Source organism: Fulvimarina fulva (assembly GCF_039652615.1).
Classification (GTDB): domain Bacteria; phylum Pseudomonadota; class Alphaproteobacteria; order Rhizobiales; family Rhizobiaceae; genus Fulvimarina.
In genome coordinates this window covers 225867-252485 of sequence record NZ_JBDJAC010000004.1, presented here as the reverse complement: position 1 = coordinate 252485, position 26619 = coordinate 225867, and the positions used below count along the sequence as shown (strand labels likewise).

At 60.7% G+C, this 26619-nt stretch carries 19 protein-coding genes; 17 read left to right on the top strand and 2 right to left on the bottom strand.

Translation table 11 applies throughout. From position 1 onward, the window contains the following. Nucleotides 1-29: 29 nt before the first annotated feature. The 15 genes from ABDX79_RS08205 to ABDX79_RS08135 all read left to right on the top strand — a co-directional run bounded on the left by ABDX79_RS08205 (nt 30) and on the right by ABDX79_RS08135 (nt 21624). Entirely contained in the window at nt 30-2177 is a 2148-nt protein-coding gene (locus tag ABDX79_RS08205; RefSeq protein WP_346219788.1) for a caspase family protein, read from the top strand. A 123-nt stretch (nt 2178-2300) separates the two neighbouring features. After that, nucleotides 2301-4706: a M23 family metallopeptidase gene (locus ABDX79_RS08200; protein WP_346219787.1), complete on the top strand. Its 2406-nt coding sequence runs from the start codon at nt 2301-2303 to the stop codon at nt 4704-4706. 363 nt (nt 4707-5069) lie between these two features. Continuing rightward, nucleotides 5070-5618, top strand: a complete 549-nt coding sequence (gene tssB / locus ABDX79_RS08195) for a type VI secretion system contractile sheath small subunit (protein WP_346219786.1) — start codon at nt 5070-5072, stop codon at nt 5616-5618. 46 nt (nt 5619-5664) lie between these two features. After that, complete coding sequence (gene tssC / locus ABDX79_RS08190) at nt 5665-7155, top strand: type VI secretion system contractile sheath large subunit (protein ID WP_346219785.1); 1491 nt, start codon at nt 5665-5667, stop codon at nt 7153-7155. A gap of 53 nt (nt 7156-7208) precedes the next feature. Continuing rightward, on the top strand, nt 7209-7700 hold the full coding sequence (locus ABDX79_RS08185; RefSeq protein WP_346219784.1) for an Hcp family type VI secretion system effector: 492 nt from the start codon (nt 7209-7211) through the stop codon (nt 7698-7700). Between the two features lie 330 nt (nt 7701-8030). Further along, nucleotides 8031-8543: a type VI secretion system baseplate subunit TssE gene (locus tag ABDX79_RS08180; protein ID WP_346219783.1), complete on the top strand. Its 513-nt coding sequence runs from the start codon at nt 8031-8033 to the stop codon at nt 8541-8543. Further along, the gene (gene tssF, locus ABDX79_RS08175; RefSeq protein ID WP_346219782.1) at nt 8540-10501 is read left to right on the top strand and encodes a type VI secretion system baseplate subunit TssF; all 1962 of its coding nucleotides are present in this window, start codon (nt 8540-8542) and stop codon (nt 10499-10501) included. Before ABDX79_RS08180 ends, tssF begins: the two co-directional genes overlap by 4 nt. Further along, nucleotides 10498-11529: a type VI secretion system baseplate subunit TssG gene (gene tssG, locus ABDX79_RS08170; protein ID WP_346219781.1), complete on the top strand. Its 1032-nt coding sequence runs from the start codon at nt 10498-10500 to the stop codon at nt 11527-11529. Before tssF ends, tssG begins: the two co-directional genes overlap by 4 nt. Nucleotides 11530-11539: 10 nt before the next feature. Continuing rightward, nucleotides 11540-14302 (top strand): type VI secretion system ATPase TssH, encoded by a 2763-nt coding sequence (gene tssH, locus ABDX79_RS08165; RefSeq protein ID WP_346219780.1) that lies wholly within the window; start codon nt 11540-11542, stop codon nt 14300-14302. A 289-nt stretch (nt 14303-14591) separates the two neighbouring features. Next, the gene (locus ABDX79_RS08160; protein ID WP_346219779.1) at nt 14592-15467 is read left to right on the top strand and encodes a hypothetical protein; all 876 of its coding nucleotides are present in this window, start codon (nt 14592-14594) and stop codon (nt 15465-15467) included. Nucleotides 15468-15561: 94 nt separating this feature from the next. Further along, nucleotides 15562-16161 carry a hypothetical protein gene (locus ABDX79_RS08155; protein ID WP_346219778.1) on the top strand — a complete coding sequence of 200 codons (600 nt, stop codon included), beginning with the start codon at nt 15562-15564 and terminating at the stop codon, nt 16159-16161. 446 nt (nt 16162-16607) lie between these two features. Continuing rightward, entirely contained in the window at nt 16608-18209 is a 1602-nt protein-coding gene (locus ABDX79_RS08150) for an isocitrate lyase (RefSeq protein ID WP_346219777.1), read from the top strand. A gap of 222 nt (nt 18210-18431) precedes the next feature. After that, nucleotides 18432-20246, top strand: a complete 1815-nt coding sequence (locus ABDX79_RS08145) for an acyl-CoA dehydrogenase family protein (RefSeq protein WP_346219776.1) — start codon at nt 18432-18434, stop codon at nt 20244-20246. Then, nucleotides 20243-20989: a crotonase/enoyl-CoA hydratase family protein gene (locus ABDX79_RS08140; RefSeq protein WP_346219775.1), complete on the top strand. Its 747-nt coding sequence runs from the start codon at nt 20243-20245 to the stop codon at nt 20987-20989. Before ABDX79_RS08145 ends, ABDX79_RS08140 begins: the two co-directional genes overlap by 4 nt. Nucleotides 20990-21060: 71 nt before the next feature. After that, entirely contained in the window at nt 21061-21624 is a 564-nt protein-coding gene (locus ABDX79_RS08135; protein ID WP_346219774.1) for an NUDIX hydrolase, read from the top strand. A gap of 581 nt (nt 21625-22205) precedes the next feature. On the opposite strand, the gene ABDX79_RS08130 is transcribed toward ABDX79_RS08135, so the two are convergent. Then, a complete protein-coding gene (locus tag ABDX79_RS08130) occupies nt 22206-23048 on the bottom strand; it encodes a tRNA1(Val) (adenine(37)-N6)-methyltransferase (RefSeq protein WP_346219773.1) in 843 nt (280 codons plus the stop codon). Then, complete coding sequence (locus ABDX79_RS08125; protein WP_346219864.1) at nt 23026-23253, bottom strand: putative signal transducing protein; 228 nt, start codon at nt 23251-23253, stop codon at nt 23026-23028. The genes ABDX79_RS08130 and ABDX79_RS08125 overlap by 23 nt, the downstream gene beginning before the upstream one ends. Before the next feature lie 316 nt (nt 23254-23569). Between ABDX79_RS08125 and ABDX79_RS08120 the strand changes: the two genes are divergently transcribed. Both ABDX79_RS08120 and ABDX79_RS08115 read left to right on the top strand, forming a co-directional pair. Beyond that, nucleotides 23570-24508, top strand: coding sequence for a polyprenyl synthetase family protein (locus tag ABDX79_RS08120; RefSeq protein ID WP_346219863.1), 939 nt, complete (start codon nt 23570-23572; stop codon nt 24506-24508). A 204-nt stretch (nt 24509-24712) separates the two neighbouring features. Beyond that, the gene (locus ABDX79_RS08115) at nt 24713-26614 is read left to right on the top strand and encodes a tetratricopeptide repeat protein (protein WP_346219772.1); all 1902 of its coding nucleotides are present in this window, start codon (nt 24713-24715) and stop codon (nt 26612-26614) included. Nucleotides 26615-26619: the final 5 nt, after the last annotated feature.

Sequence of the window (26619 nt, the reverse complement as noted above, 5' to 3'; positions counted from 1 at the left end):
ACGTAGGGTTTAGCATCAGCGATGCAGAATTGGACCGCCCATTGGATCGGATCGACGATCTCGTGATCAAGATCGAACGATACATCTTGCTCGTTTTAATTGCGCTCGCTGCGCTCGTTCTGTCACGTCCCGATTCTGCGCTTGCCGACGATGATCGGCGCGTCGCTCTTGTCGTGGGCATTTCGGAATACGAGTCGATCTACTCCCTGGAAAATGCTGCGAGCGACGCCGAAACCGTCGCCGGAACCCTGGAGCAGATTGGTTTCGACGTGACGCTGCTGCAGAATTCCGATCGGCGGCACATGCTTAACACGATCGATGCATTCAAGCAGAAAGCCGACGGCGCGGATGCCGCCTTGTTCTACTATGCCGGCCACGGTTTTCAGTTCGGCGGGGTGAACTACCTCGTACCGAGCGATGCAGTCTTGACGGAACAGAACAGCATCGAGACCCAGACGCTGAGCCTCAACGAAATCATTGCAAAGCTTGAAGACCGTCGTCGCCAGACGCTCATCTTCCTGGATGCCTGCCGCAACAATCCGCTTCCCGCGAGCCTGCGCGGACAAACCGGCGAAGGTCTTTCGCAGGTGGAAACCGGCAACGGCACCTTTGTGGCTTTCGCCACCCAGCCGGGAAATGTCACGCGGGACGGGTCGGGAGACAACAGCCCCTTCACGCGCGCATTCGTCGACAACGTCACCGAGCCGGGCCTGAGCATCTCGGACCTGATGATCCAGGTGCGAAACGATGTGCAGGAGAACACGCTCTATCAGCAGACCCCGTGGGATCAGTCCTCGCTTCGCTCGCAGTTCTACTTCGTTCCAGAGAACGAAGCCGGATCCGGCCTGACTGACGAAGATCGGGAAATGCTGGCTGCCCTGCCGCCCGACCTGCGCGCCAAGTTCGAGGAGCGGTTCGGAATTTCGCTCGCGCCTGATGAAGAAGAGACCGTCGAGATCGCATCGATCCAGCCGAGCATCCAGATCTCTGTCGTCACGCCGCCAGAGCCGCTTTCGGACACCGCCGGCACGTCGCCTTTGGAAGACACCCTCAATTCCGAGGCTGCGGGCACAAATGCTCACTCCCCAACCGTGTCCGAAACGGCAATCGAGACCGCTTCTGCCGAAGAGCCGCCCGATGGAGCTATCGCAGATGACGTGCAAGACATCGCGAATGGTTCGGTGGCCGAAAAGCCGATCATACCGCAGATCAGCATTGAGGTCGTTCGGGACTTGTCTCCGAACGCCCCCGGCGCGAGCACGGAGGAAAGCCGCGAATACGATGTAGCGGTCCTCTCGCCGCGCGATGCGCCAGAACGTATAAGCTTGGATGGAGCAAGCGAGCGACCCAAGAGCCAGACACGAACAATCGAATTGCGGTCCGCCGAACCAGCATCGGCGACACGAGGCGCAATCAGCGCCGCCGAGAACGTGAACAAGCCTTATGCTGCCGTGGAACACCTGGCGGGCTCGAAAGAAACCCAAACCGGTGTCGAGATCGATCGTCTCGTTCCTGCCAATCTGGCAGCGGAAGTCATCGTCGGCAAGGAACTTCCGAAACGCGAGGGTGAAATCCAGGTCGCGGCCCTTACGCCAAACGATATAGACCCAGCTCTCCTCCCCCAAATCCCAGATACGGCAGGAGAGGATGATTCCGGGGAGATCACGGCCGAATCTCTCGGTGTCGAGGAAGATCAGCTGCCACGTGCGGTTCAGGCCGAGTTGGCTCGCCTTGGCTGTTATCGCAGCACGGTCGACAACCTTTGGGGGGCGAATTCCGCTCGGGCGCTGCTTCGCTATTATGCCAACAAGAAGATGGAGCCCGAAGACTCGCGACCCAATCCGACACTTCTCTCCAATCTTCGGCAGGAAGAAGAGGTTGTATGCAAGGTGACGCGTGTCGCGCCGAAGGCCGATCCGACGCCAGCCGCTAAGACGCAGCGCAAATCGACGCCGAGCGTGAAGAAGAATGCGAGCCCGAAGCCCGCCGCAAAGAAACGGACGACGACAAGGAAGCCGGCCGCCACGAAGCCGGCGGTCAAGAAGCGCGCGGCCCCGGCCCGTCGTACCGTTCAGACACGTCCTGCCCCGAAAGTCCGGCAGGCAGCGCCGCGCCGTCAAACGTCTTCGAGCAGCGGCTTCAGCCGTGGAAGAATGCTGCGTGGAGCCTTCCGATGACGTGCAGTTACCGTCTGGCGCTTCAGGAAGACGAGCGCTGGATCACGCGCCCTCGTGACAGCGGATGCTGGACTCACCTGCAACCAATAAGCCCGCCAAGCTCCTGACCGGCGGGTCGTCTTCATGCACGTTCTTGACCCCTCCTTTCGCGAGACGAAGCAGAAGCGTCGGCGCGATCGCCGTCGACGCCAGATCGTTCGCATCTGTTTGGCGGGCCTGTGCGTCATTGCGGTCGTCGGTGCTGGTATCGTCTACCTGGCAGGAGGCGAACCGACACCTTCGCAACCCCCGATCGCCCAGGCTGAAACCGATCTCGACGAAGAGTTGACGCCTGTCGAGATCGCGCTTCCGGATGCCGAGCAGCCTGCGCCAAGCGTCAGACCAAAGGCACTCGACCTGATGGGCGATCCCCTTCGCATAACACTCGAACAGGGAGGCGAGGCATCGGCTCGGGCGCGCCCGGTCGAACGGCCTGAAGACCTCGGCAAGTTCGTCCCGGAAGGAAAGGTCTATCTTCTTTCCGATACCATGGTGTCTTCGAGCGAGCGCTTCATGGCCAATCTGCCATCGACCCAGGAAGAATTTGCGTTCTTTCGGGCCCAGCAAACGGTGACCGCCGATGATCCGCTTCCCTATCTACCTGATAGCGAGCCGATGCCGGTGGGCGTCTCGGAGATTTCGCTCGATATCGAAGCCGACGCGGAAACCGCAGGCTGGGGCGAAACCATCTCCAATGGGGAAGAAGCACTTCCCAAATTCGAGCGTACCACGATCGAGAATACGACGAGCGTGGCCTTGCTCCGGCCTGACTACCAGCGCGCACCGGTCCAGCAAGATATGTTCGTCTCGGTGCTCGCGAAGCGAAGCCTCGAAAACCTCTTGTCGGAAGATGGCTTCGACGACGGCGAAGCCGAACATGCCGAGAAGGCAGCGAAACAGCTATTCGGGATCAACGAGCTCGAGGCCGGGATGATCGTCGCGGTCCGTGGCCTTCGCCTCAACGGGCAGTCTGCGCGGTGGTCGGTCGGGCAGATCTCGATCTACAAGGCGCGCGACTATATCGGCACGCTCGCCCGAAGCGATGACGGCAATTTCGTCGAGGGTGCCGACCCTTGGGTTCAGAAGGACCTGTTCGCTCTCTCCCAAAAGGAGGGTCCGGCGAAACAATATCGCCTGCTGGACGCGGTCTATAGCACCGCGATGCGAAACGGCGTGCCCTCAGGCGTCGTCGGAGAAGCTATGATGTTGCTTGCGCGCGGGGAGGATCTCAGCGGCTTCGCATCGCCCAAGGATCGCTTCGTCCTGATCTACAGCGATGCGCCGCGCGACAGCACCGGCGGCACCAGCGGGCGGGTCCTCTATGCCGCGATCCGTCGAGCAGAGGCAACGATCGAATGCTTCGTCTATCGTGCCCCCAACAAGCGCGATTTCGACTGCCTGACGGAGAGCGAGATCACCGATCAGGTCAGCGTCACGGTGGGAGCACATGTCAATGGCATGGTCACGCCGGTCAAGGGTGTCATGACCTCCACTTTCGGGCCGCGAAAGCATCCGATCCTCGAGACGGTCCGAATTCACAAGGGCGTCGACTGGGCCGCGCCGACCGGAACGCCGGTTTTTGCCGCTTTCGACGGCACGGTTTCCTATGCCGGCGACGGCAAGGGCTACGGCAATCTCGTCAAGATCGATCATGAGGCCGGCCGGGCGACACGCTATGCCCACCTCAGCCGGTTCGGTGAAAAGGCAAAGGTCGGAACCCACGTTCAGGCCGGTGACGTAATCGGCTATGTCGGCACGACCGGGCTGTCGACCGGCCCGCACCTTCACTTCGAACTCTACATCGCGGACAAGGCGGTCGATCCGCTGGCGCCGGGCTCAGCGCCGGGCGCTCCCACGACGCAATACGCCAGTGTCGGCGACGAGCGCGGCGCCGTCAGCATGCTAGTGAACAAGATCATCCGGGTGGAGAGCGCCGGCAATGCCCGCGCCAAGAACCCCCTCTCGACGGCCACCGGCCTTGGACAGTTCATCCAGTCCACCTGGCTGCGGATGATGCGAACATATCGCCCCGATCTCGCCCGGTCGCTTTCACGCGACGATCTGCTCGCCCTTCGCTATGATCCGACGATCTCGCGTGAGATGGTGCAGAATCTCGCGCTCGAGGGCGAGGCCTATCTGAAGGCGCGCGGACACGGAATCACCGCCGGAAGGCTGTATCTCTGTCACTTCCTCGGAATGGATGGTGCCCATATCGTGTTGTCGGCCGACAGTAGTCGTCCACTTGTCGATGTCCTTGGGTATCAGGTGATCGCGGCCAATCCGTTTCTCAGGGGACGTTCCGTGGGCTATGTCATCGACTGGGCGGAACGAAAGATGCATGGGGCCAAGGCAAGCCAGGTCGCGGCCGCAGCGCCCTCCGGTTCAGAACCGGTTGTAGCGCAAAAAACCGTCACGCGAACCGATACGGACTTCGAGGACTATAAGTCGGCCATGCAAACAATCGTGAAGGAGAATGGCGCACTGTTTTGAGTGGCAAAAACGGGCGAAAAGACTGATCGCCGATCAATAGGCTATCGCACGCCGAACACTCCAACAATGGCCCGCAGCAAATAGCAGCGCCCATTCCCCTACGTCACAAGCCCGCACGTTATAGAAACGAATCGAATTATTGTTAACATATCGTCGCTCAGCGGCTCACTCGCTCATATACACCAAGGTATTATCGTATATTTACTAATTATACCATAGAGCCAGGAGAACCAAGCATCATCACCATCAACCTTAAGTCAAATTTATGACGCATAGATGACACCTCATTCCACGTCGAATCGCATTGACAGGGGTGAAGCCCGTGAGTACCCCTGAGGAAAGATATGCGGAAGAGGTGGGTCGATGTCGCAGGATTCAGGTCAGAAGTTTATCAAGCGCAACCGGCCACCGCGCGTACAGATTTCCTACGAAGACCCTTATAACGCCGAGAAACAGGTGGAATTGCCCTTTGTGATGGGCGTGATGTCTGACTTGTCCGGCAATGCCTCCAAGGTTGAGAAGCCACCCGTGGCGGAGCGGAACTTCACGGGCGTCGATATGGACAATTTCGACGCGTATATGACGAGCGTCGAGCCTGCGGTGAGGTTTCGCTGCGCCAACAAGCTTTCGGACACCGAAGGTGAGCAGCTGGGCGTCGAACTCACCTTCAAGACATTGTCCGATTTCAGCCCGGCGGCGGTCGCCCGTCAGGTCAAGCCGCTCAGGGAGCTTTTGGAAGCCCGTGAGCAATTGGCCAATCTGCAGCGTTACATGGACGGACGCGTTGCTGCCGAAGGCCAGCTTCGCAAGCTTCTCGCGGACCCCAAGATGATGACTGCGCTGAAGGAACGGCGTCAGAAGTCGATCGAAGCCGGCGAAGCGGACGCAAACGAAGACGACGGCTCGAAGTAAATCGGGCGTTGGTTGGCACTGAGATCAAAGCGATAGGCTGATACGAATGGCGAGTGATCTGCAAGAACGCGAGAGTGCATCTGAGACTTATGAGGACGTCGACGAGTTCGCCGCTCTTCTGAAGCAGTCCTTCAAGCCGCGTTCGACAGTTCATGAGAACGAGGTCGACAAGGCGATCAACACGCTTGTCAGCCAAGCGCTCGAGAACACCGATCTCGTCAAGGACGATGTCCTCGACACAATCGACGACATGATCGCCCAGCTCGACCGGAAGCTCTCCGATCAGCTGAACGAAATCATCCACAATGAGACGTTCCAGGAAATCGAAAGCGCCTGGCGCGGACTCGAATATCTGTCGAACAATTCGGAGACGGACTCGACCTTGAAGATCAAGGTCATGAACGTCTCAAAGAACGAGCTTTTCCGCGAGCTTCGCAACTATCGTGATGCGAAGTGGGACCAGAGCCCGCTTTTCAAGAAAGTATACGAAGCGGAATTCGGGCAGCTTGGTGGGCAGCCCTACGGCGCCCTGGTCGGCGATTATTATTTCGACCATTCGCCGGTCGATATCCATCTGATGCGCGATCTCGCCAAGATCGGCGCGGCATCCCACTGCCCGATCATCGCTGGCGCGGCGCCCTCGCTGATGAACATGGATACGTGGACGGAGCTCTCCAATCCGCGTGATCTGTCGAAGATTTTCGACACGCCGGAATATGCCGGATGGAAATCCCTGCGTGACTCGGAGAACTCGCGATATCTGGGCCTTTGCATGCCACGCGTTCTGGCGCGCGAGCCCTACGGCGCCAAATCGGTACCTGTCGAGGAGTTCAACTTCGAGGAAGAAACCGACAAACATGCCGGCAAGCAATATGCCTGGATGAACGCCGCCTACGCGATGGCGACGAATATCAACCGGGCCTACAAGGAATATGGCTGGACCGTCCGTATTCGCGGTGTCCAATCCGGCGGTGAAGTGATCAATCTTCCCACACACGTTTTCCCGACCGATGATGGAAGCGTGGACCTCAAATGCCCGACCGAAATCGCGATCAGCGACCGGCGGGAAGCGGAACTTTCGAAATCCGGACTTCTTCCGCTCATCCATCGCAAGAACACCGACAAGGCCGCATTTATCGGTGCGCAATCCGTCTACAGGCCTAAGAAATATAACGATGCGGAAGCCACTGCGTCGGACAACATCTCCTCGCGACTTCCCTATATGTTCGCAGTGTCGCGCTTTGGCCACTACCTTAAGTGTATGGTTCGCGATAAGATCGGCGAGACAATGGAGCAGGAACAGTTGGAGGTTTGGCTTCAAAGCTGGATCAACCAGTATGTCGACCCAACGCCGAAGATATCGACACCAGCCCAGAAAGCGCGGCAGCCGCTCGCTGAAGCAAAAGTGACTGTATATCCCGACGAAGAAAATCCGGGTTATTATGGCGCTCGGTTCTACCTGCGTCCGCACTTCCAGTTGGAAGGCATGGATATCGGATTGAGTCTCGTTTCTCGGCTTCCCGGTCAGAAGGGCTGATCGGTCCACACCACCCCCGCAGGAAAACCTGCACATAGCTTGGAGTTAAGACAGTGGCAGTCGATGTATTTCTCAAAATCGATGAAGTGAAGGGCGAGTCGCGCGACTCCGAACACAAGGAAGAGATCGACGTTCTCGCTTGGTCCTGGGGCGTATCGAATTCCGGTACGTATCACCTCGGCGGCGGCGCCGGTGCCGGCAAGGCGAACTTCCAGGACATCACAGTGACGAAGTATGTCGACAAGGCATCACCGTCCTTCATGAACAGCTGCGCCAGCGGCGCTCACTACCCGAAAGCGGTCATGGTCGCGCGGAAGTCGGGTGGCAAGAAGCCGGTCAACTACTTCACCATCACCATGGACAAGGTGTTTGTCTCTTCCTACCAGACGGGCGGTTCCGGCTCTGGTGGGGATGATCGCATCACCGAAACGGTTACGCTCAACTTCTCGGAAGTCGAAGTCCAGTATATCGAACAGCTCGAGAACGGCGGCGAGGGCAAGAAGCCCAAGTTCAAGTGGAAAATCGCGGAAAACGTCGCGGGCTAAGCCCGAACTGAATAAGGACGGCCGGGCTGGCAGCTTCGTCGACCCGGCCGTTTGCATGCGAGACACCGCCAGGACCTGTCCGATGCAAGCGATTTGGGAGCAGAGCGGACCTTAAATTCCCAAAAGGTGGCTTCTCTTTCGGTTCAGAGGCAGTCTTAGCCCAGCCAACCTTCGCTTGCCTCATCGGTTCCGCGCTGGCCACCGGGCTCCAGTCTTGCTGACGTCACGCGTGATTTGCGAAAACTTCGACGGCGGACCGAGGACCCGCGATGCTCTTCAGTGCTGGGTAAAAGCGTATTGGCAAAGCAAGACTATTTTCAGATTCCTCTGATGTATGCGTTTCGAACCGCCTACGAAGAAGGGGATGCCCGCACGAAGGTGGACGAACGCCAAGAAGGCGCCCGCGTCCTTTCGAACAGAGCAACTTTGCGCAGGCGCGGCGTCGACGAAGCGACGTTGCGCGCCGATTTCATGAATGATCTGACGGCCCTCGCCAACTGCATCAACCTGCAATCCGTCATCAACCTCGACGACTACAAGCGTGTCCGCGCATCCGTGCTGAACTACGGACTGGACGATGTCGGACGGATGACGAGCGAAGACCGGGCCGTCGATAAGCTTGCCACCGAACTGACCTCCACACTGCTTCGGTTCGAGCCGCGCCTTTCGTCGGAGAACCTGTCGATCGAGAAGAGGGCAAACGACGAGGTCAATCATCGCGTCCGCTTCGAAATCGCCGGCATGATGAAATGCCGTCCCTACAATGTTCCGATCGAATTCATCGCGGAGGTCGATGTCGCGTCTGGTCTGGTTCACCTGAATCAGGGGCGTAGCATCAGATGAATGCCGAATTCCTGCGGTTCTACGAGCAAGAACTGGCGATTCTTTACGAGCGCGCCGAAGAATTCGCGGAGGAATTTCCAGGAATTGCCGAACGCCTCGGCGGTCTGACCCGCGAAAAGGTCGACCCCGGCATTGCCGGTCTCCTGGAGGGCTGCGCCTTCATGGCCGCCCGCGTGCAGCTCAAGCTCGACAGCGAGTTCTCGACATTCACGACAGAGCTGCTTGAGCGCTTGATGCCTGACTATCTGGCGCCAACGCCCTCCGCCATCCTCGTCGAGGCGCGTCCGAATTTCAGCGACGACAATCTGACGCCCGGAAAGCGGTTCCCTGAGGGGAGTGTCGTCGATACCGTCTATGTGGAGTCCGAACGCCGGGTCTCTTGCCATTTCCGGCTGTCCCGACCGCTGTTCGTCGCGCCGTTGCGGGTCGAAACGGCGGAATATCTCACATCTCCCGCAGCCCTCCAGGCTCTTGGTCTCGAAGTGAGAGACACGACGCTTGCCGGGCTCCGGCTGACGATTACCCGGCGCCCTTCGCCAAACGCACCGTCCGATAAAACAGCGAAGACATCGAACGAGAACCGGCAGACCCCGCTCAGCGGTGTGAAGACCGATGATTTACCGTTCTTTTTGTGGGGTAATTTCGGTGATGCGGTCAATCTGTACGAGCAGCTTTTCGCCCATCTGACGGCGATATCGGTCCGATATGTCGACCCGTTCGGCAATCCTCGCTTCATGCGCCTCGAACCGCACTCGATCGAACAGATCGGTTTCGGCGAAAGCCCGATTTTCGGCGAAGACGACCGGATGCCGAGCGGCTTTGCGCTGCTGCGCAGCTTCTTTGCATTTCCCAACGCCTATCTTGGCTTTCGCCTGACCCGCCTGAAGCGGATTTTGGAGCGCCTCGACGTGCCCCAGGCCGACTTCCTCTTCGAGTTCGACGAGATCGACACGGCGCTCGCGCCGCGGGTGGACGCGGGTATGTTCCGGCTGAATGCAGCGCCCGCGGTCAATCTGTTCGAAATGACCTGCAGCCGCATCCGGCTGAAGCAGGACCGGCACGAATACCAGGTGGTGCCGGATGTCAGTCGCTGGATCGATTTCGAGCCTTATCGCGTCACAAAGGTGGAGGCGATCTATCCGGGCGAGAAGGAAAAGGTGCCGGTCTATCCCCTCTACGCCGCCCCCCCGGAGACCGTGCCACTCAAAACGGCCCATTATTACAGCGTCCGCCGGATGCCGCGGCTTCGCACGGAACGCGAGCGTCGGTTCGGCCAGCGCGCGGAATATCTTGGAAGCGATCTGTTTCTCATCCACAGCGAGCCGGCAAATCTCAATTCGTCGAAGCGAGCCCGCGAATTGTCGGTCAGGGCGGTCTGTACGAACCGTCATCTGCCAGATCAGCTGCCGATGGGCTCGACCGGCGCGGAACTCGATCTCGTCGATGATACCTCTATCAGCCTCGACTGCATTTCCGGCCCGACACGCCCCCGCGAGTCGATCGTCGTACAGGAGCGGTCCAAGCCGCACGAACGGAGCATGGGGACCGTATTGTGGCGGCTGATCAACGCCCTGAACTTCAACCATCATGGCATTTCCCGGTTTTCCGGCAAGGATGCAGCCGGGGCGGTTCGGGAGATTCTCGCCCTCTTTTCCGACATGAACGATCTTGCCAGTGACCGGCGCCTGCGCGGCATTGTCGGCATTGCGTGCCGCCCCATTTCGCGGCGCCTTCGCCAGCCCGACGGCTTTAACGCGGCCCGCGGAATCGAGATCACAGTCACACTCGACGAGAATGCCTTCGAGGGAACCGGAATCATGCTTCTTGGCGCGCTCCTCGATCGCTTTTTTGCCGATTACTCCAGCATCAACAGTTTCACCGAAACGGTGATCACGTCGCGCCAGCGCGGTCTCGTGAAGCGTTGGCCACCGCGCTCGGGAACCGGTCCGGTCTTATGACGCGCCGCGACGAGCTCGAAGCCAACCCGACCGTTCATGATCTCTTTTCGATCCTCCGGGAGATCGAAAAGGCGACACCCGATCAGCCCCGTATCGGCCGCAGCGAAACCAGGCGCGCCGATGTGGTCAGTCTCGGTCAGGATCCCTTTCTGGAATTTCCGCTTTCGACCATCGAGAGCTTCGAGATGCGCGAGGGTATTCCTCATCTCAATACGCGGTTCCTGGGTTTTTTCGGACCGCAGGGCGCTCTCCCGCTGACGACCTCCGTCGATGCCATGGAGTGGAGCCGAGGACGCGATCCTTCCTTCGTGCGCTTCACCGAGCTGTTCTCCAACCGGTTTCTCCAGTTCTTCTTTAGGGCCTGGTCCGATGCCCGGGCGATAACCCAGCATGACCGGCCGGACCACGATCGATTCGTCGACTATTTCGGATCGTTCCTCGGCATCGGCACCAAGGCTTCCTCGAATCGCGACAGCATTCCCGATGAGATAAAGCTTCCCTATTCGGGGCTTGCCGATGGGCGGGTGAAGACGGCAACCAAGCTGCAACGGTTTTTGCGCGGACTGCTCCACACGGATGTCGAGATCATCGAGCGGATCGGCAGCTGGCTCGAATTCGACCAGATCCAACGCAGCGCCATCGGTGTCAGCGGCATGCGCATTGGCGACGATGCCTATCTCGGCTCGCGCGCCTATACGATCAACGAGAAAATCCGCATCCGCCTCAAGACCGAAACCCTTGAAAGCTACGAAAGCCTCTTACCGGGCGGCGAGCTCTGCGACCGGCTGACCGACATCTGCTTCCTCTATATGGGCCACCGCTTCGAATTCGATGTCGAACTGGGACTCAAGGCCGATCAGGCGCCGCCCGTGCGGCTCGGCGAGTCCGGCGCGCTCGGCTTGACGAGCTGGATCGATCCGAAAGCCCGCGTCGAAAAGGGCGAGACGTATTTTTACGACGCGCGCTTTGCGCCGCTCGAAATCCGAATGAACGCTGCGGACGAAGCGCCGCCAAACGACAAAGACTGAAGGGGACAGCATGATCGATATCAGTCTGGAGACGGTCGCAGGCAAGCTCAATCAGCTTGGCTTCGAAGCTTTTCGGCAGGCCACCCTCAGGGCGAAGAAGGCCGGGCACCGCAATGTGGAGCTTGCCCATCTCCTGGCCGGAATACTGGCCAACGATCGGTCCGACCTGTCGATCACGCTGGACCACTTCAATCTCGATCGAGCGCGCGTCTCTGCCGACATCCAGCGCGTCATCGAGGGATTTCGCGCTAACGTGACCGAGATGCCGGGCTTCACGCCAAGCCTGACGGATGCCCTCGATCGCGGCTGGGTCTATGCGACATTGCTCTTCGGCGAAGTGCAGATCCGCACCGGCCACATTCTCATCGCCTGCCTCCAGGACAAGAAGCTGCAGGACGAGATCTACGGCCTCTCCCGCGCCTTTCGCGACCTCAATCCGGAGACCGTGGCTGCGGAAGCGCGACTGGTCTGGGGCGAATCCGACGAGGAAAATCTGAGGCCGATGGACGGCTCCGGCCTCACCTCCGGCTCATCAGCGGCTGCGGACGGCGAGGGCAAGGGGCGCGGAACCTCGGCTCTCGATCGCTTCTCCGTCGACATGACAGCAAACGCCGCCTCAGGCCATATGGACCCTGTCGTCGGGCGGGACGACGAGATCCGTCAGATCATCGACGTCCTGATGCGACGGCGGCAGAACAATCCGATCCTGACGGGTGATGCCGGCGTCGGCAAGACCGCCGTCGTCGAAGGCTTTGCCCAGCTCCTCGCCTCCGGCAACGTGCCACCGCAGCTGAAGGGCGTGAAACTCCATGCGCTGGATATCGGCCTGATGCAGGCCGGCGCTTCGATGAAGGGCGAATTCGAGCAGCGGCTCCGCTCGGTGATCGACGAGGTTCAGGCCTCGCCGACGCCGATCATCCTCTTCATCGACGAGGCGCACACACTGATCGGGGCAGGCGGAGCCCAGGGAACGGGCGATGCGGCGAACCTTCTGAAACCCGCCCTTGCCCGTGGCACCCTGCGCACCATCGGTGCGACCACCTGGGCGGAATACCGCCAGTACTTCGAAAAGGATCCGGCGCTCACCCGGCGATTCCAGCCGGTGAATGTGGACGAGCCGTCACTCGAGACCTGCACCTATATGCTGCGCGGGCTCCTTGCGCCGATGGAAAAGCACCACGGCGTGCGTATCTCCGATGCGGCGGTCGCAGCTGCCGTCACCCTTTCGGCGCGCTACATTCCGGCAAGGCAGCTGCCGGACAAGGCCGTCAGCCTTCTCGACACAGCCTGTGCGCGGGTCGCGATCAGCCAGACTACGACGCCAGCCCGGATCGCGGATCTGAACGTCGCGATCGCCGCCCTGGAGAAGGAACTCGGTGCGCTACATCGGGAGGCCGATCTTGGCACGACCAAGCCGGCGCGGCTGAAGGAGCTCGATACGGATATCGCCGAGCGAAAGTCCGAGCTCGCAAACCAGGAAAAGGCGCTGGAGCGGGAAAAGGCGATCGTCGACGATATCCTCGCCCTGCGCAAAAAGCTCGCCGAAGAGGCCGGAGAAAAAGAGCCCACGCCGGAAGCGGCCCCCACGGTGGGAACGGATGCGCCAGCGGACGGCGGCGCGAGTGGCACTGAACCGGACGAGCAGGATGCACATCCTGCGGCTTCCCCAGGCGACGGCGAAAGCGCAGAGGCCGTCCGTTCCGATCTGTCGCAGAAGATCGAGACCCTGTCCGCCATCAATCCCGACGACCGCATGATCTACGCCCATGTGGACGAGGATGCCGTGGCCTCCGTCGTCTCGGACTGGACCGGTATCCCTGTGGGCCGCATGGTGAAGGACGAACTGGAGACGATCCTCCAGCTCTCAGACATCCTGAACAAGCGCGTTCTGGGCCAGACGCACGGCCTCGACATGATCGCGAAGCGCATCGAGACAAACCGCGCCAAGCTCGACAACCCCAACAAGCCGATCGGCGTCTTCATGCTCTGCGGGCCGTCTGGCGTTGGCAAGACCGAGACGGCGCTGGCACTCGCCGAAGCGCTTTACGGCGGCGAACAGAATGTCATCACGATCAACATGTCGGAGTTTCAGGAAGCCCACAGCGTCTCGCTTCTGAAAGGCGCCCCTCCCGGCTATGTCGGCTACGGCGAAGGCGGACGCCTGACCGAGGCGGTTCGGCGCAAGCCCTATTCCGTCGTTCTGCTCGACGAGGTGGAGAAGGCCCATCAGGACCTTCACGAGATCTTCTTTCAGGTCTTCGACAAGGGCCAGATGGAAGACGGCAACGGCCGTCAGATCAATTTCAAGAACACGCTGATCATCCTCACCTCAAATGTCGGGACGGAGGTCATCATGGAGATGGCCAAGGACGGGAAGACGAAGCCAGCCCCCGACACGCTGAACGCGGCCCTCAGGCCCTATCTGCTTGAGGTTTTTCCCCCGGCTCTCATCGGCCGGGTCGTGACGATCCCCTATTTCCCGCTGTCCGACGATATGCTTGGCGGCATCGTGCGGCTGCAACTCGACCGCATCGTGCGCCGGGTTCGCGAGAACCACGAGGCGACACTGACCTATACGGATGCGGTGGTCGACCACATCGTCGCCCAGTGCAACGATCCAGAGTCGGGCGGGCGCATGATCGACAACATCATCACGAACACGTTGCTGCCCGAGCTGTCACGCCAGTTCCTGACGCGGATCATCGAGAAGAAGGAAATCGAGGCCGCGCGGATAGACGTGGAAGAAAGACAATTCAAATATCGCGTAGAATAAGGGAAACGATTACGAAGGTCATGATGTTATTCTCGCGCACTCATGGCGAGAAAGGTCGACAACCGAAATCTTCGCATCGCAGAATAACAACCATTTTTCTCGAAAAATTCGAAAATAATATCAATAAGTTCCGCCTCTACAATGAAGAGAATTCAGAACCGCAAGGAGACTGAAGATGGACGTTGGCTTTTACCAAGTTCGATCCGGGGACCAACTCGATCGGATTCTCCGAGCCCATTATGGGAATGCTGCTTTCCTTAATGATAGCGCGGCCGTCAGGACGCTGGTCGTGAGCGCCAATCCCGCCATCAAGAATCCGGATCGCATTTTCCCTAATCAGCTTATCAAGCTTCCACCTCTCGGGGGCACGATCATTTCCAGTGAACGCGCCAACGGTATTCCGACATTCGATCAAGACACAGGCCGCTCTTGTACGGCGATCGCGACGAAATTGGAGAGCTACAGCCCGGAAGAGCGGAATTTCCTTGGAGATCTGAACCTCTACGATGCTTACAGCACCGCGGCTGGCGGCTTTTTCGATGTAGTGGGAAAAGCGTCTCTCGCATCGATCGATTTGGTCAAGAACATTGTTCTGCAATATTTCCGGAAAGAGTCAGGGATGATCTCGGTCGGACAGTACGACTACGCCCGAGGCAAAAGTATCAAGGCGATCAACCATCAGCTCGGCCCGCTTCATCACCTCGTTAATCCGGGCAAGCGACCAGGCGAAGTGCTTCGCATCCAGCCAAACGCCTCGCATCGTGCAGCCCGACATCTGTCCGAGATCGACAAGCTGGCGCGCATCGCAAAAGTCGCCAAGACAGCCAATATTATCGTGAGTGTCGTGGATCTCGGCCTGACAGGCGCACAGATTGCGAATGCCAAGTCCGACGACGAACGAACAATCATTGTTGTCGAAAAAGCAGGGTCCTTGGCCGGAACAGCACTTGCCAGCATAGGAATTGGTATCGGCGTCGCAGCGATGGCAACACCGGTCGGGTGGGTCGGGTTGATCTTGATTACGGCAGCAACGGCGGGCGCTGGCGCTGCTGGCGGAGAGATTGCGAAGCGCGTTGCGGCCAATGAGATTTATGATGCAGACGAAGGATGGTTCGACATTTGGTCTGATAAAGCGTGGGCAGCACTTTCCAGAAAAGCGAAATAGCCTGCCGAGCGAAGGAAATAAGAGCGTGGTGTCTTGTCGTTGAAGCCTGGATTCTTCTAGTCTCGAGAGTGATGGCTTTCGCGGAGACTTGCGCATGACCGATCCCGAACCGATCGAACCAATGGAGTCCGTCGTCGGGCGAGGCATTCGCCTGACTGGAACCTTGACGACACTCAATCGCATCGGCCCGCGTCCGGTTCGCATGATCGAGGCATCGCTCGGCTTCACGCCCGGCGCGCTGAGCGGTGGATATCATATCCTCCTGCTCAAGGAGCCGCTCCGGTCTTCGGATTACCAGACGATCGGTCAGGACCAGCCGGCCGGAAGCGTGATCTCACCCACCCGCAGGCCCGGAAGCCTCGACGACATCGTCGCAGACACAGGCGGGCGGCAGCGCGTCATAGGTGCGGCCGCCCCTCGCCCAGCCGCTGTCATTGCCGGGCCGATGAGACTGGCGATGGTGGTGCCGAGCGACCGAAAAGGCGGCGGGCGAGATCCCGTGCAGCGCCGGTCGGGCGGCGGCGCTGAAACAATCGACCTGAAGGCGGCCAAGGGATTCCTGATCGCCGCCCATGTCCGCAGCGACGGAACCGTCGAGACCCCCTATTTCACGATCTCGCTCTCGGAAGAGTTGCCGCAAGAGGAACTCGCCGGCAATCTGAACCAGATCAGCCAGTACCTCGCCTACGCCTGACGCTGAGCGGGTACGCAGCCCCGCACGCCGGGCCCGCGACGCTGGACGGGCAGAGCGGCACGCGGTGCGCTTGCCGCACAGAGCGGACATCATCAGGAACCGCTTCCACCGACGAGCGCTGAATCGGCGTCGGGACACCGCAGAAGCCGCAGGAGGCCGGAATGCGGCCCTCGGGACTGGCTTTGCTTGTTGGAAGACCGAGCGTGCCGCCAGATATTTTGTAAAAAAATTTACAATACCGCAGCCTCTGTCATATCCACACCCGACATCATGACCGCTTTTGACAACGCATTCCCGACCTTTTCGTGGACATGGCAAGCGCGCCGGCGGATATATCGGGGCACACGGCAGGGCGGTTTCGTCGCGAACCAACGGTCAAGCGACCAGGGACGAGACCGCACCGTCAAAAATTTACAGACCTGCGACAAAAGCCCGAAGGTGCCATCATGTCAGCCTACCAGACCGATATTCAGGAAATCATCGACCTCAAGAGAAAGTTCGACGCTTGGGGCGAGATCGAGCCCGAGGCCGTTGCGCGCATGCGGGCCCAGAACAAGTTCAAGACCGGCCTCGACATCGCGAAGTACACCGCGAAGATCATGCGCGAAGACATGGCGGCCTACGACGCCGATCCGTCGCAATACACCCAGTCGCTGGGCTGCTGGCATGGTTTCGTCGGCCAGCAGAAGATGATCTCCATCAAGAAGCACTTCGGCACCACCAAGCGGAAATATCTTTACCTGTCCGGCTGGATGGTCGCCGCGCTGCGGTCCGAATTCGGCCCCCTGCCCGACCAGTCCATGCACGAGAAGACCTCCGTTCCGGCGCTGATCGAGGAGCTCTACACCTTCCTGCGGCAGGCCGATGCCCGTGAACTGGGCCTCCTATTCCGCGATCTCGACAAGGCTCGCGAAGCCGGCGACGACGTGAAGGCGAAGAAGATCCAGAACGAGATCGACAATCACGAGACCCATGTCGTTCCGATCATCGCCGACATCGATGCGGGCTTCGGCAATGCCGAGGCGACCTATCTTCTGGCCAAGAAGATGATCGAGGCCGGTGCCTGCGCGCTCCAGATCGAAAACCAGGTCTCCGACGAGAAGCAGTGCGGCCATCAGGACGGCAAGGTGACGGTTCCGCACGAAGCCTTCATCCACAAGATCCGCGCCCTGCGCTACGCCTTCCTCGAAATGGGTGTCGACGACGGCGTGATCGTTGCCCGCACGGACTCCCTCGGCGCAGGTCTCACCAAGGAAATCGCCTATTCGGCAGAGCCCGGTGATCTGGGCGATCAATACAATGCCTTCCTCGACTGTGAGGAGGTCACGGTCGACGATCTCAGATCGTCGGATGTCGTGATCAAGCGCGACGGCAAGCTGATGCGTCCGAAGCGTCTGCCCTCGAACCTTTACCAGTTCAAGCCAGGCACCGGCGAAGACCGCTGCGTTCTCGACGGCATCACCTCGCTCCAGAACGGCGCCGACCTTCTCTGGATCGAGACCGAGAAGCCCCATGTGGAGCAGATCGGCGGCATGGTTCGCCGGATCCGCGAGGTCATGCCGAACGCCAAGCTCGTCTACAACAACTCGCCGTCCTTCAACTGGACGCTGAAGTTCCGCCAGCATGTCTACGACACCTGGGAGGCCGAAGGCCGCGATGTCAGCGCCTATGACACGAGCAAGCTGATGTCGAGCCAGTACGACGACACCGAACTCGGTCAGGAAGCCGATCGCCAGATCCAGAGCTTCCAGGCAGATGCGGCACGTGAGGCGGGTATCTTCCACCACCTCATCACGCTGCCGACCTACCACACGACGGCTCTGTCGACCGACAATCTCGCCAAGCGCTATTTCGGCGACGAGGCGATGCTTGGCTACGTCAAGCAGGTGCAGCGAGAGGAAATCCACCAGGGTATCGCCTGCGTGAAGCACCAGAACATGGCCGGCTCCGACATCGGCGACGACCATAAGGAATACTTCGCTGGCGATGCGGCCCTCAAGGCTGGCGGTGCCGACAACACGATGAACCAGTTCGAGGCGGCTGAGTAAGTCTCAAGTCACTCCGGTTCTCGAACAACAAAGAAAGGCGCGACCTCATGGGGCCGCGCCTTTTGTTGCGTTGTTCGGACACGATGTCCGGGCATCCACACGCCATGCGTTGAGATTTTGAGTTAATCATGCATCGCAGCCGGGCTTTGGGTGCCTTAAGTTAAAAGAAGAACCAGACCGGCGCGACAAGAACGGCCGGTGCGACAGCGAGGAGGCACAGCGATGTATCAAGCTCCGACGGAGGAGATCGTCCATATTCTGAAGCACGTGGCCGGGCTCGACGAGGCCATGGCGAGCGGCGCGTCGGGCGATCTCGACTCCGACCTTCTCGATGCCATCGTCGGCGAAGCAGGCCGGTTCGCGTCCGAACGCATGGCACCCGAGCTTGCCAATGACGGACACGAAAGCGCCGTCGTCAAGGATGGCGTCGTGACGACGCCTAAGGGCTGGCCCGCCATCTACCGCGAATGGTGCGAGGGCGGCTGGAATGCATTGACCGGGCCGGAAGAGCACGGCGGACAAGGTCTGCCCATGTCGCTCGCGGTGGCCGCAGCGGAGATGTGGAATTCGGCGTCCATGGGCTTCGCCATCGGCCCGACGCTGACGGTGGGCGCGGTCGAGGCGCTGCATCTCCACGGCTCGGAAGAACTGCAGGCCCGCTACCTCGACAAACTCGTCTCCGGCGAGTGGACCGGCACCATGAACCTCACCGAGCCCCAGGCCGGCTCTGACCTTTCCGGGCTGAAGACCCGCGCGGAGCCCGCCAGCGACGGCACCTACCGGATCTTCGGCCAGAAGATCTACATCACCTATGGCGAGCAGGACTTTACCGACAACATTATCCATCTGGTCCTCGCACGCCTGCCGGGTGCACCGGAGGGGGTGAAGGGCATCTCGCTTTTCCTCGTTCCGAAGTTCCTCGTGAACGAGGACGGAAGCCTCGGCGCGCGCAACGACGTTTTCTGCTCTGCGCTGGAAAAGAAACTCGGCATTCACGGCTCTCCGACCTGCACGATGATCTATGGCGATGCGAAGGGCGAGACTGGCGAGCCCGGCGCGATCGGCTGGCTGATCGGCGAGGAGAACCGGGGCCTCGCCTGCATGTTCACGATGATGAACAATGCCCGGCTTCTGGTCGGCATCCAGGGCGTCGGCATTGCGGAAACGGCGACCCAGAAGGCGCTGGAATTTGCACGCGAGCGCCGGCAGGGCCGCTCGACGCGCCTTGCCAAGGGCGCCGAGACGAAGGGGCAGATGGCACCGATCGTCGACCACCCCGATGTCACGCGCATGCTCTTGACCATGAAGGCGCTGACGGGAGCGGCCCGCTCAATCTCCTATGCCTGCGGCCATGCCGGCGATATGGCGAAGCACTATGGAACAGCCGGCGACACGGACGCCGCGAAATCCTGGAAGGATCGCGTCGATCTGTTGACGCCAATCGCCAAGGCCTTCTCCACCGATGTCGGCGTCGAGGTCGCCGGCCTGGGCATTCAGGTACACGGCGGCATGGGCTATGTGGAAGAGACCGGTGCGGCCAAGCTGCTGCGCGATGCCCGCATCGCGCCGATCTACGAAGGCACGAACGGCATTCAGGCGATCGATCTGGTAACGCGCAAGATCGGGCTATCGGGCGGCGGGGCCGTCTCCAGCTACAGCCTCGAACTGCGTTCCGTCCTGGAAGCGCTCGAGGCACGCAACCTGCCGGATTTCGGGCGGTCCGCATCGATGATCGACGCCGCTTTGCGCGAGCTGGAGACCGCGACGCGGTTCCTGTCCGAGTCTCTCGCACGGGGCGAGACGGAGACGGCGCTTGCCGGCGCAACGCCCTATCTGCGCCTCTTCGGCCTTGCCGCAGGTGGCGTCTATCTCGTCAAAAGCGCACTCGCGGACGATCCGGCGGGCGAACGCACGGCGCTCGCGCGCTTCATGGCGGAGAACCTGCTCACCGAAGCGCCAAGCCTTTCCGCACAGGTCTGCCAAGGCGCCGAGAGCCTCGAAGCAGGTCGAATCGCCCTTGGACTGGAGGCCGCATGACCGACCATATCGAAACAACGCTCGCAGATGGCGTCCAGACCATCCGCATGAACCGGCCTGACAAGAAGAACGCGCTCTCGCGGGCGATGTACAGCGCCATGAACGAGGCGCTTCAGACAGCGGAGGCCGATGAGGCGATCGGCTCGATCCTCTTCGTCGGCACTCCCGGCGCGTTCTGCGCGGGCAACGATCTCGTCGACTTCATGGAAATCGCCAAGGGCGGCGGGCTCCCGACCGAGGTTCGCGACTTCCTGCATTCTCTCGCCAAGGCCGAGAAGCCTGTTGTCGCGGGCGTCGACGGCCTCGCCATCGGCATCGGCACCACCATGCTGTTCCACTGCGATCTCGTGCTGGCCACGCCGAAATCCGAGTTCAAGACGCCATTCGTAGACCTTGGCCTGACGCCGGAAGCGGCCTCCAGCCTCATCGCGCCACTCCTCATGGGCAATCAGCGCGCGTTCCAGATGCTCGCCATGGGCCGTCCCTTCGATGCGCAATTTGCCCGCGAATGCGGCTTCGTGACGGAGATCGTGGACGCGGATGTGGACGGCTCGGCTTTTGCGGCGGCGAAAGCGATCGCGGACAAACCGCGGGAGGCGGTGAAGCTGACGAAAAACCTCATACGGGGCGATCGGTCCGAGGTGATCGAATGCATAGACAGGGAAATCGGGATCTTCGCCAAACGCCTCGTCTCGAAAGAAGCGCGGCAGGCTTTCGAGGCGTTCTTCAGCCGAAAGGGATGACGGAACATCCCCCGCGCGAATTCGCGCGGGGGCCCGTTTCCGAACGGGGGTTTCAGTCCATGTAGACGGTTATGACCGAGATCTCCTTCACCCAGACCGTTCCGCAAGACGATAACCGCTCCCGCCAGATCTGCGACAATTGCGGCTTTGTGCTCTACGAAAACCCGAAGATCGTAGTCGGCTCGGTGGTGCGGCACGAGGGCCAGATCCTGCTCTGCCGCCGGGCGATCAATCCGCGCGAAGGGTTCTGGACGATCCCCGCCGGCTATCTGGAGCTGAACGAGACGCCGGAAGATGGCGCGAGGCGCGAGGCCTCCGAAGAAGCCAACATCACCCTCGATATCGAGCGCCTGCTCGCGGTCTATTCCGTGCCGCGCATCAGTCAGGTGCAGCTGATCTACCGCGCGCGGCTGGCAAAGCCCGACTATTCGCCCGGCCCGGAAAGTCTTGAGGTGAAGCTCTTTTCGCCTGACGATATCCCCTATGACGAGCTCGCCTTTCCCTCCGTTCACTGGGCGCTGGGGCACGATGCGGAGGCTGAAGCCGGCGCTCCACCGATCCCGTTCGCGAACCCGGCCGGCGAGACCGGCAGCATGATGCCGGGCGGGGAGCAGCTGCGGACCGGGGAATACTGAAATACGATACGATGAGACTGACTGATTTGCGTCGGGCGGACGCTCGGGTCCATCCTGAATGCACCCCCGAGTAAACAAAGTGATTTCACCGTACGCGGAATCGCTGGTCTGCGCTTGGCCTCAAAGCGTGATTCCCTGATCCAGATGGATAAGGGAGGTTGAGGTCATGGCGCGATCATACGGGGTCGATCTTCGCAAGCGGGTTGTCGACGCGAGCCGCGGGCCGCCGGTTTGCGATCGGGGCGTCGACGTCAGGATCCTTGCATCGCAATTGAATGCGAAAACGCTCGTACGGGCCCGATCGGCAGGGTCAGCCGAAAGGCTCCAGGCTCGACCCCCATGAGGCCTTCATCCTCTCGCTGATCGCCACCGCCTGACATTGTCGCGCTGTCATCGCCGGTCAGATTGATTTCGAGGACTGAGCCTTGCTCGAGCCGCTTTGCAGTCCCCTCACGCGAAGCGCTCATACCGGCGGACCTTTGAAACCATCGGTTTCATGGGTCGTCGGCAGCCCGAGCGGCGTTTGAGCCGTTTGCCGGGCGTGGATTGACCCAGCGGGTCAATTCATTCGTCCGGCGGTATCAGACGGAGTTCGTGCGAGATCCCGATGGCTGCGGCCAGCCGATATGGATAAGCCCCTCGGAAATGCGATGAGAAAAATCGGTTTTTCCTCCGCCCGGATCGAACAGAAAATGCGCGGGGAGAAAAGTCAGGCTGTCGCGATATCCCTTGCGTCCGCTGAGGATGAGCCGCCTCGCCGCCTCGCCCGGATGACCGTGGATCGGCGTGATCGCCGGCCCGCCGATACGACCGGACAGGACTGGCAGGCAAACAGCCAGGGCAGCGGGCGGCAGGACCGAGGCAAATCGTCCGCCATCCTTGAGAAGTGCGAGGCTCGCCTCCATCCACCGCATGAGAAAATCCGCGCTCGGCGCGCTGAGGGCAGCGGCGCGAATCGGATCGGGCGATGGGCGCTGGCCCGGCAGATAGAATGGCGGGTTGGTGACGACGAAATCGGCGAGCCGGACGCCTCGTGCCGCATGAAGTTCTCGCGGCTTGAGCGAAAAGAGATCCGTCTCCACGACGGAAACACGATCGGCAAATCCGGCATTGCGACCCTCGTCGAGGCCGGCGCGCGCACACGAAGCCATGACGGGCTGGCTCTCGATCAGGGCGACCCGCAAATCCGGCGCCCGAGTCGCCGCCGCGAACCCGACCGCACCGGCGCCAGACCCGATGTCCAGCAATTCGCCGATCGCCCCCTCACCCACCGTCGCGGCAAGAAGCAAGGCGTCGAGCCCGGAGCGATAGCCGGTCCGCCGTGGCTGAACGAGATGGAAGCGGCCGCTATAGAATGCGTCGACAGAGGTTTCGGGTGCGCGCCGACGGTCCGCTTCGCCGTCAGGTTCTTGTCGAGAGTTCATGGCCGAGCTCGGAATCGCGCATCAGCCGCCGGGCTTTTTCCAGATCCTCCTCCTCGACCATGATCCTGCGCGGCAGCACGCCGATCGACCCGTCGAGAATGCTCATATGCTGATCGGCAACGAAATGCGGGATGTCGGCGTCCTTCAGAAGCGCATCGACGAACGAAATGAGGACCGCGTCGTTGGATCGCATCAGTTCCTGCATAAAATGTCGCCCCATCTACCTCGCGCCTGAAAAGCGCCGATACCGCCCCTACCGGTTTTTTGCTTGGCAAGCGATATCCATGTTGACGGGCAAGCGCGGGGAAATGCAAGTGCGCGCTGAACCTGTAAATCCATCGGCCGGACTGGCTTAACGATGGTTTCGCACTAGGATGAATATCAGAGCTTCGAAGGGTGGCACATGATCCACCACGAATCCTGCGATCGATTGGAGTGAGAGAGTGGTTGCTGCGAACCGCGTCGAGCACACGCAAGCCCGCCCGACGATCGATACGATCGTTTCGGTTACCCAGCGCGACATGGAACGCGTCAACGAGCTGATCCTTTCCATGGCTGGCTCGCGGGTCGAGCTCATTCCAGAGATCGCGAACCATCTGATTTCGTCCGGCGGAAAGCGCCTGCGCCCGATGCTGACGATCGCGTCGGCCCTCGCGCATGGCTATGAAGACGGCATTTCCCACGTCAAACTCGCGGCCAGCGTCGAATTCATGCACACCGCGACGCTTCTCCACGACGATGTGGTGGACGAAAGCGATCTGCGGCGCGGCAAAAGCACGGCCCGCACGATCTGGGGCAATCAGGCAAGCGTCCTCGTCGGCGACTATCTTCTCGGCCAGGCCTTCAAGATGATGGTCGATGTCGGCTCCATGACGGCGCTTTCGATCCTTTCGGATGCCTCGGCGATCATCGCCGAGGGCGAGGTATGGCAACTTGCCGCGGCAAAACGCATGACGACGAGCGAAGAAGACTATCTCGCAGTCGTCGATGCCAAGACGGCCGCGCTTTTCGCCGCAGCCGCCGAGGTGGGGCCGGTGATCGCCGGTCGGAGCGAGCAGGAGCGCGAAGCCATGCGACGGTATGGCCGCAGCCTCGGGATCTCCTTCCAGCTGATCGACGACGTTCTCGATTATGGGGGTGTCGCGGCCGATCTCGGCAAGAACACCGGCGACGATTTCCGCGAAGGCAAGATCACCCTCCCCGTCATCCTCGCCTATCAGGCCGGTGACGACGAGGAAAAGGCGTTCTGGCGATCCGCCATGGAGGAGGGTCAGAACGACGATGTTGCCCTCGCCAGGGCCGTCGAGCTCATCGACCGCCACGGGACCCTGAAGGCGACCATCGACCGGGCAAGGGATTTCGGATCGCGGGCCTATGACGCGGCTGAAGGTCTGCCACCGTCCCCTGCCCGTGATGCCCTGCTCGATGTCGTGGAATTCTGCATCTCCCGCATCCGCTGACCCTGCGCGATGCCACGCTCGACCGTTTACCGATGATGACGACGTTCGTCCCAATACGGTCACGGTCGCGGTGCATATGCGCCCGAACGATATGAACTTGCATTTTCGCCCTGCCTGTCGTCCTGTCGCCGCCTGAAGCGGCCCGTTCAGGCATCCCATTGGATGCAAAGACATCAGGGGCCGGAAGAAAAGGGACTACCCCCCGTGTTCTTGAGACGCCTTTCCTATCTGTCTGCCACCGCAGCCGTCACGCTCGGTCTCTTCGTGTTGCCGTCGGCGGCCCAGGAGCAATCCGATAAGGAGCTGCCGGGGGTTCCGCCGCTCGTCGCCCAGTCGCTTTCCGGCGCCTATCTCGCGGCAAAGCAGGCCCAGCAGGCCGGGGAGCTGGAGGAAGCGACGATCTTCTTCGATCAGGCCCTGCGCCTCGATCGCCAGTCGGAGCTTTTGCGCCAAGATGCGATGCTCGCCTATCTCGCCGGCGGCCGCTTCGACGATGCGATCGATCTCGCGATCGATCTTCGCGACAGTCCCACAAGCGGCAAGATTGCCCGGATCGCCCTCGGTATCGACGCGCTGCGCAAGGGTCAGTTCGACCGTGCGATCGAGGAATTCGATATCGTCGATCCGTCCGATCTCGACCAGCTTCTCCTCGGAGAACTGATCGCCTGGGCCGAAATCGGCGCGGGCCGTGTCAACGAGGCACTTCTGCGCATCGATGATCTCGACAATGCGCCGTGGTTCGAGACGTTCAATCTCTACCAGAAGGGTCTGATGGCGGAGGTCGCCGGTCGCGACAAGGTGGCGCGACGAACATATGGGGAGCTTGTCGATGAGCCCGCCCTCGCCCGCTCATCGCCGGATGCCTATCTCTCGGCCGCCGAAAGCCTTGCCCGTGTCGAGGCCCGTGCCGGGAAAAAGAAGGAAGCGCTCGCAGCGCTCGATAAAGGGCTGGAACTTGCCCCGAGTTACGATCCCCTTCGCGGTTTGAAGGAGCGGATCGAACGCGATGAGACGATCGAGCCTTCGGTCGCGAGCGTCCAGGAAGGCGGCGCCGAGGCGCTGCGCATTCTCGGCCAGACGATCAATCGTGGCGATGGCCGGGATGTCGCGCTTCTCTATTTCCAGCTCGCCCGCGTTCTCGCACCGCGCAATCCGGGCATTCTCACGGCTCTCGCCGGCATTTCCGAAACCTCCGAGCAATACGACCGCGCGATCGCCTATTACCGCGAAATTCCGGAAAGCTCGGCCTATCGCCGCACCGCCGACCTGCAGATCGGCCTCGACTACTGGTATGCCGACCGCAAGAGTGAAGCGATCGACCATCTGCGCCGCGCGACCGAGACCTATCCGGACGATATCCAGGCCTTTAACGCGCTCGCAGATGTTCTTGCAGCCGACAAGCAATATGAAGAGGTCACCACCGCGCTCAATTCCGCCATCGAGCTTGCCGAGCCGATCGACGATCGGGACTGGAACCTCTTTTATCAGCGCGGGATTTCCTACGAGCGCCGCGACATGTGGGACAAGGCCGAAGCCGACTTCAAGAAAGCGCTCGAACTGTCGCCCGACCAGCCGCAGGTCCTGAACTATCTCGGCTATTCGTGGGTCGACAAGAACGAGCACCTGGAAGAAGGGCTCGACATGATCCGCAGGGCCGTGGAGCTGCGCCCGAACGACGGTTACATCATCGATTCCCTAGGCTGGGCTTATTACCGTCTTGGCCGTTACGACGACGCGGTTGAAGAACTCGAGCGGGCAATCCTTCTGACCCCGACCGATCCGACGATCAACGATCACCTTGGCGATGCCTATTGGCATGTGGACCGCAAACGCGAAGCCCGTTTCCAGTGGGAGCGTGCGCTCAACGGCGATCCCAAGCCGGAGCCGGACGTGATCGAGCGAATCAAGGCCAAGCTCGAAGGCGGGCTGAACGCCGTCGACGACGAGGGCGGAACCGCAGGCGAGGATCAGCCGAAGCAGACCGGCGCGAAGACGGACACATCTCAATCGGATACGACCGCTTTGGAAATTTCCGGGGACAAGGGCTCCGAGCCATCCGACATAAAGCCGACTTCGGCTGAAGGCGAGCAGACCAAGACCAACTGATCGAA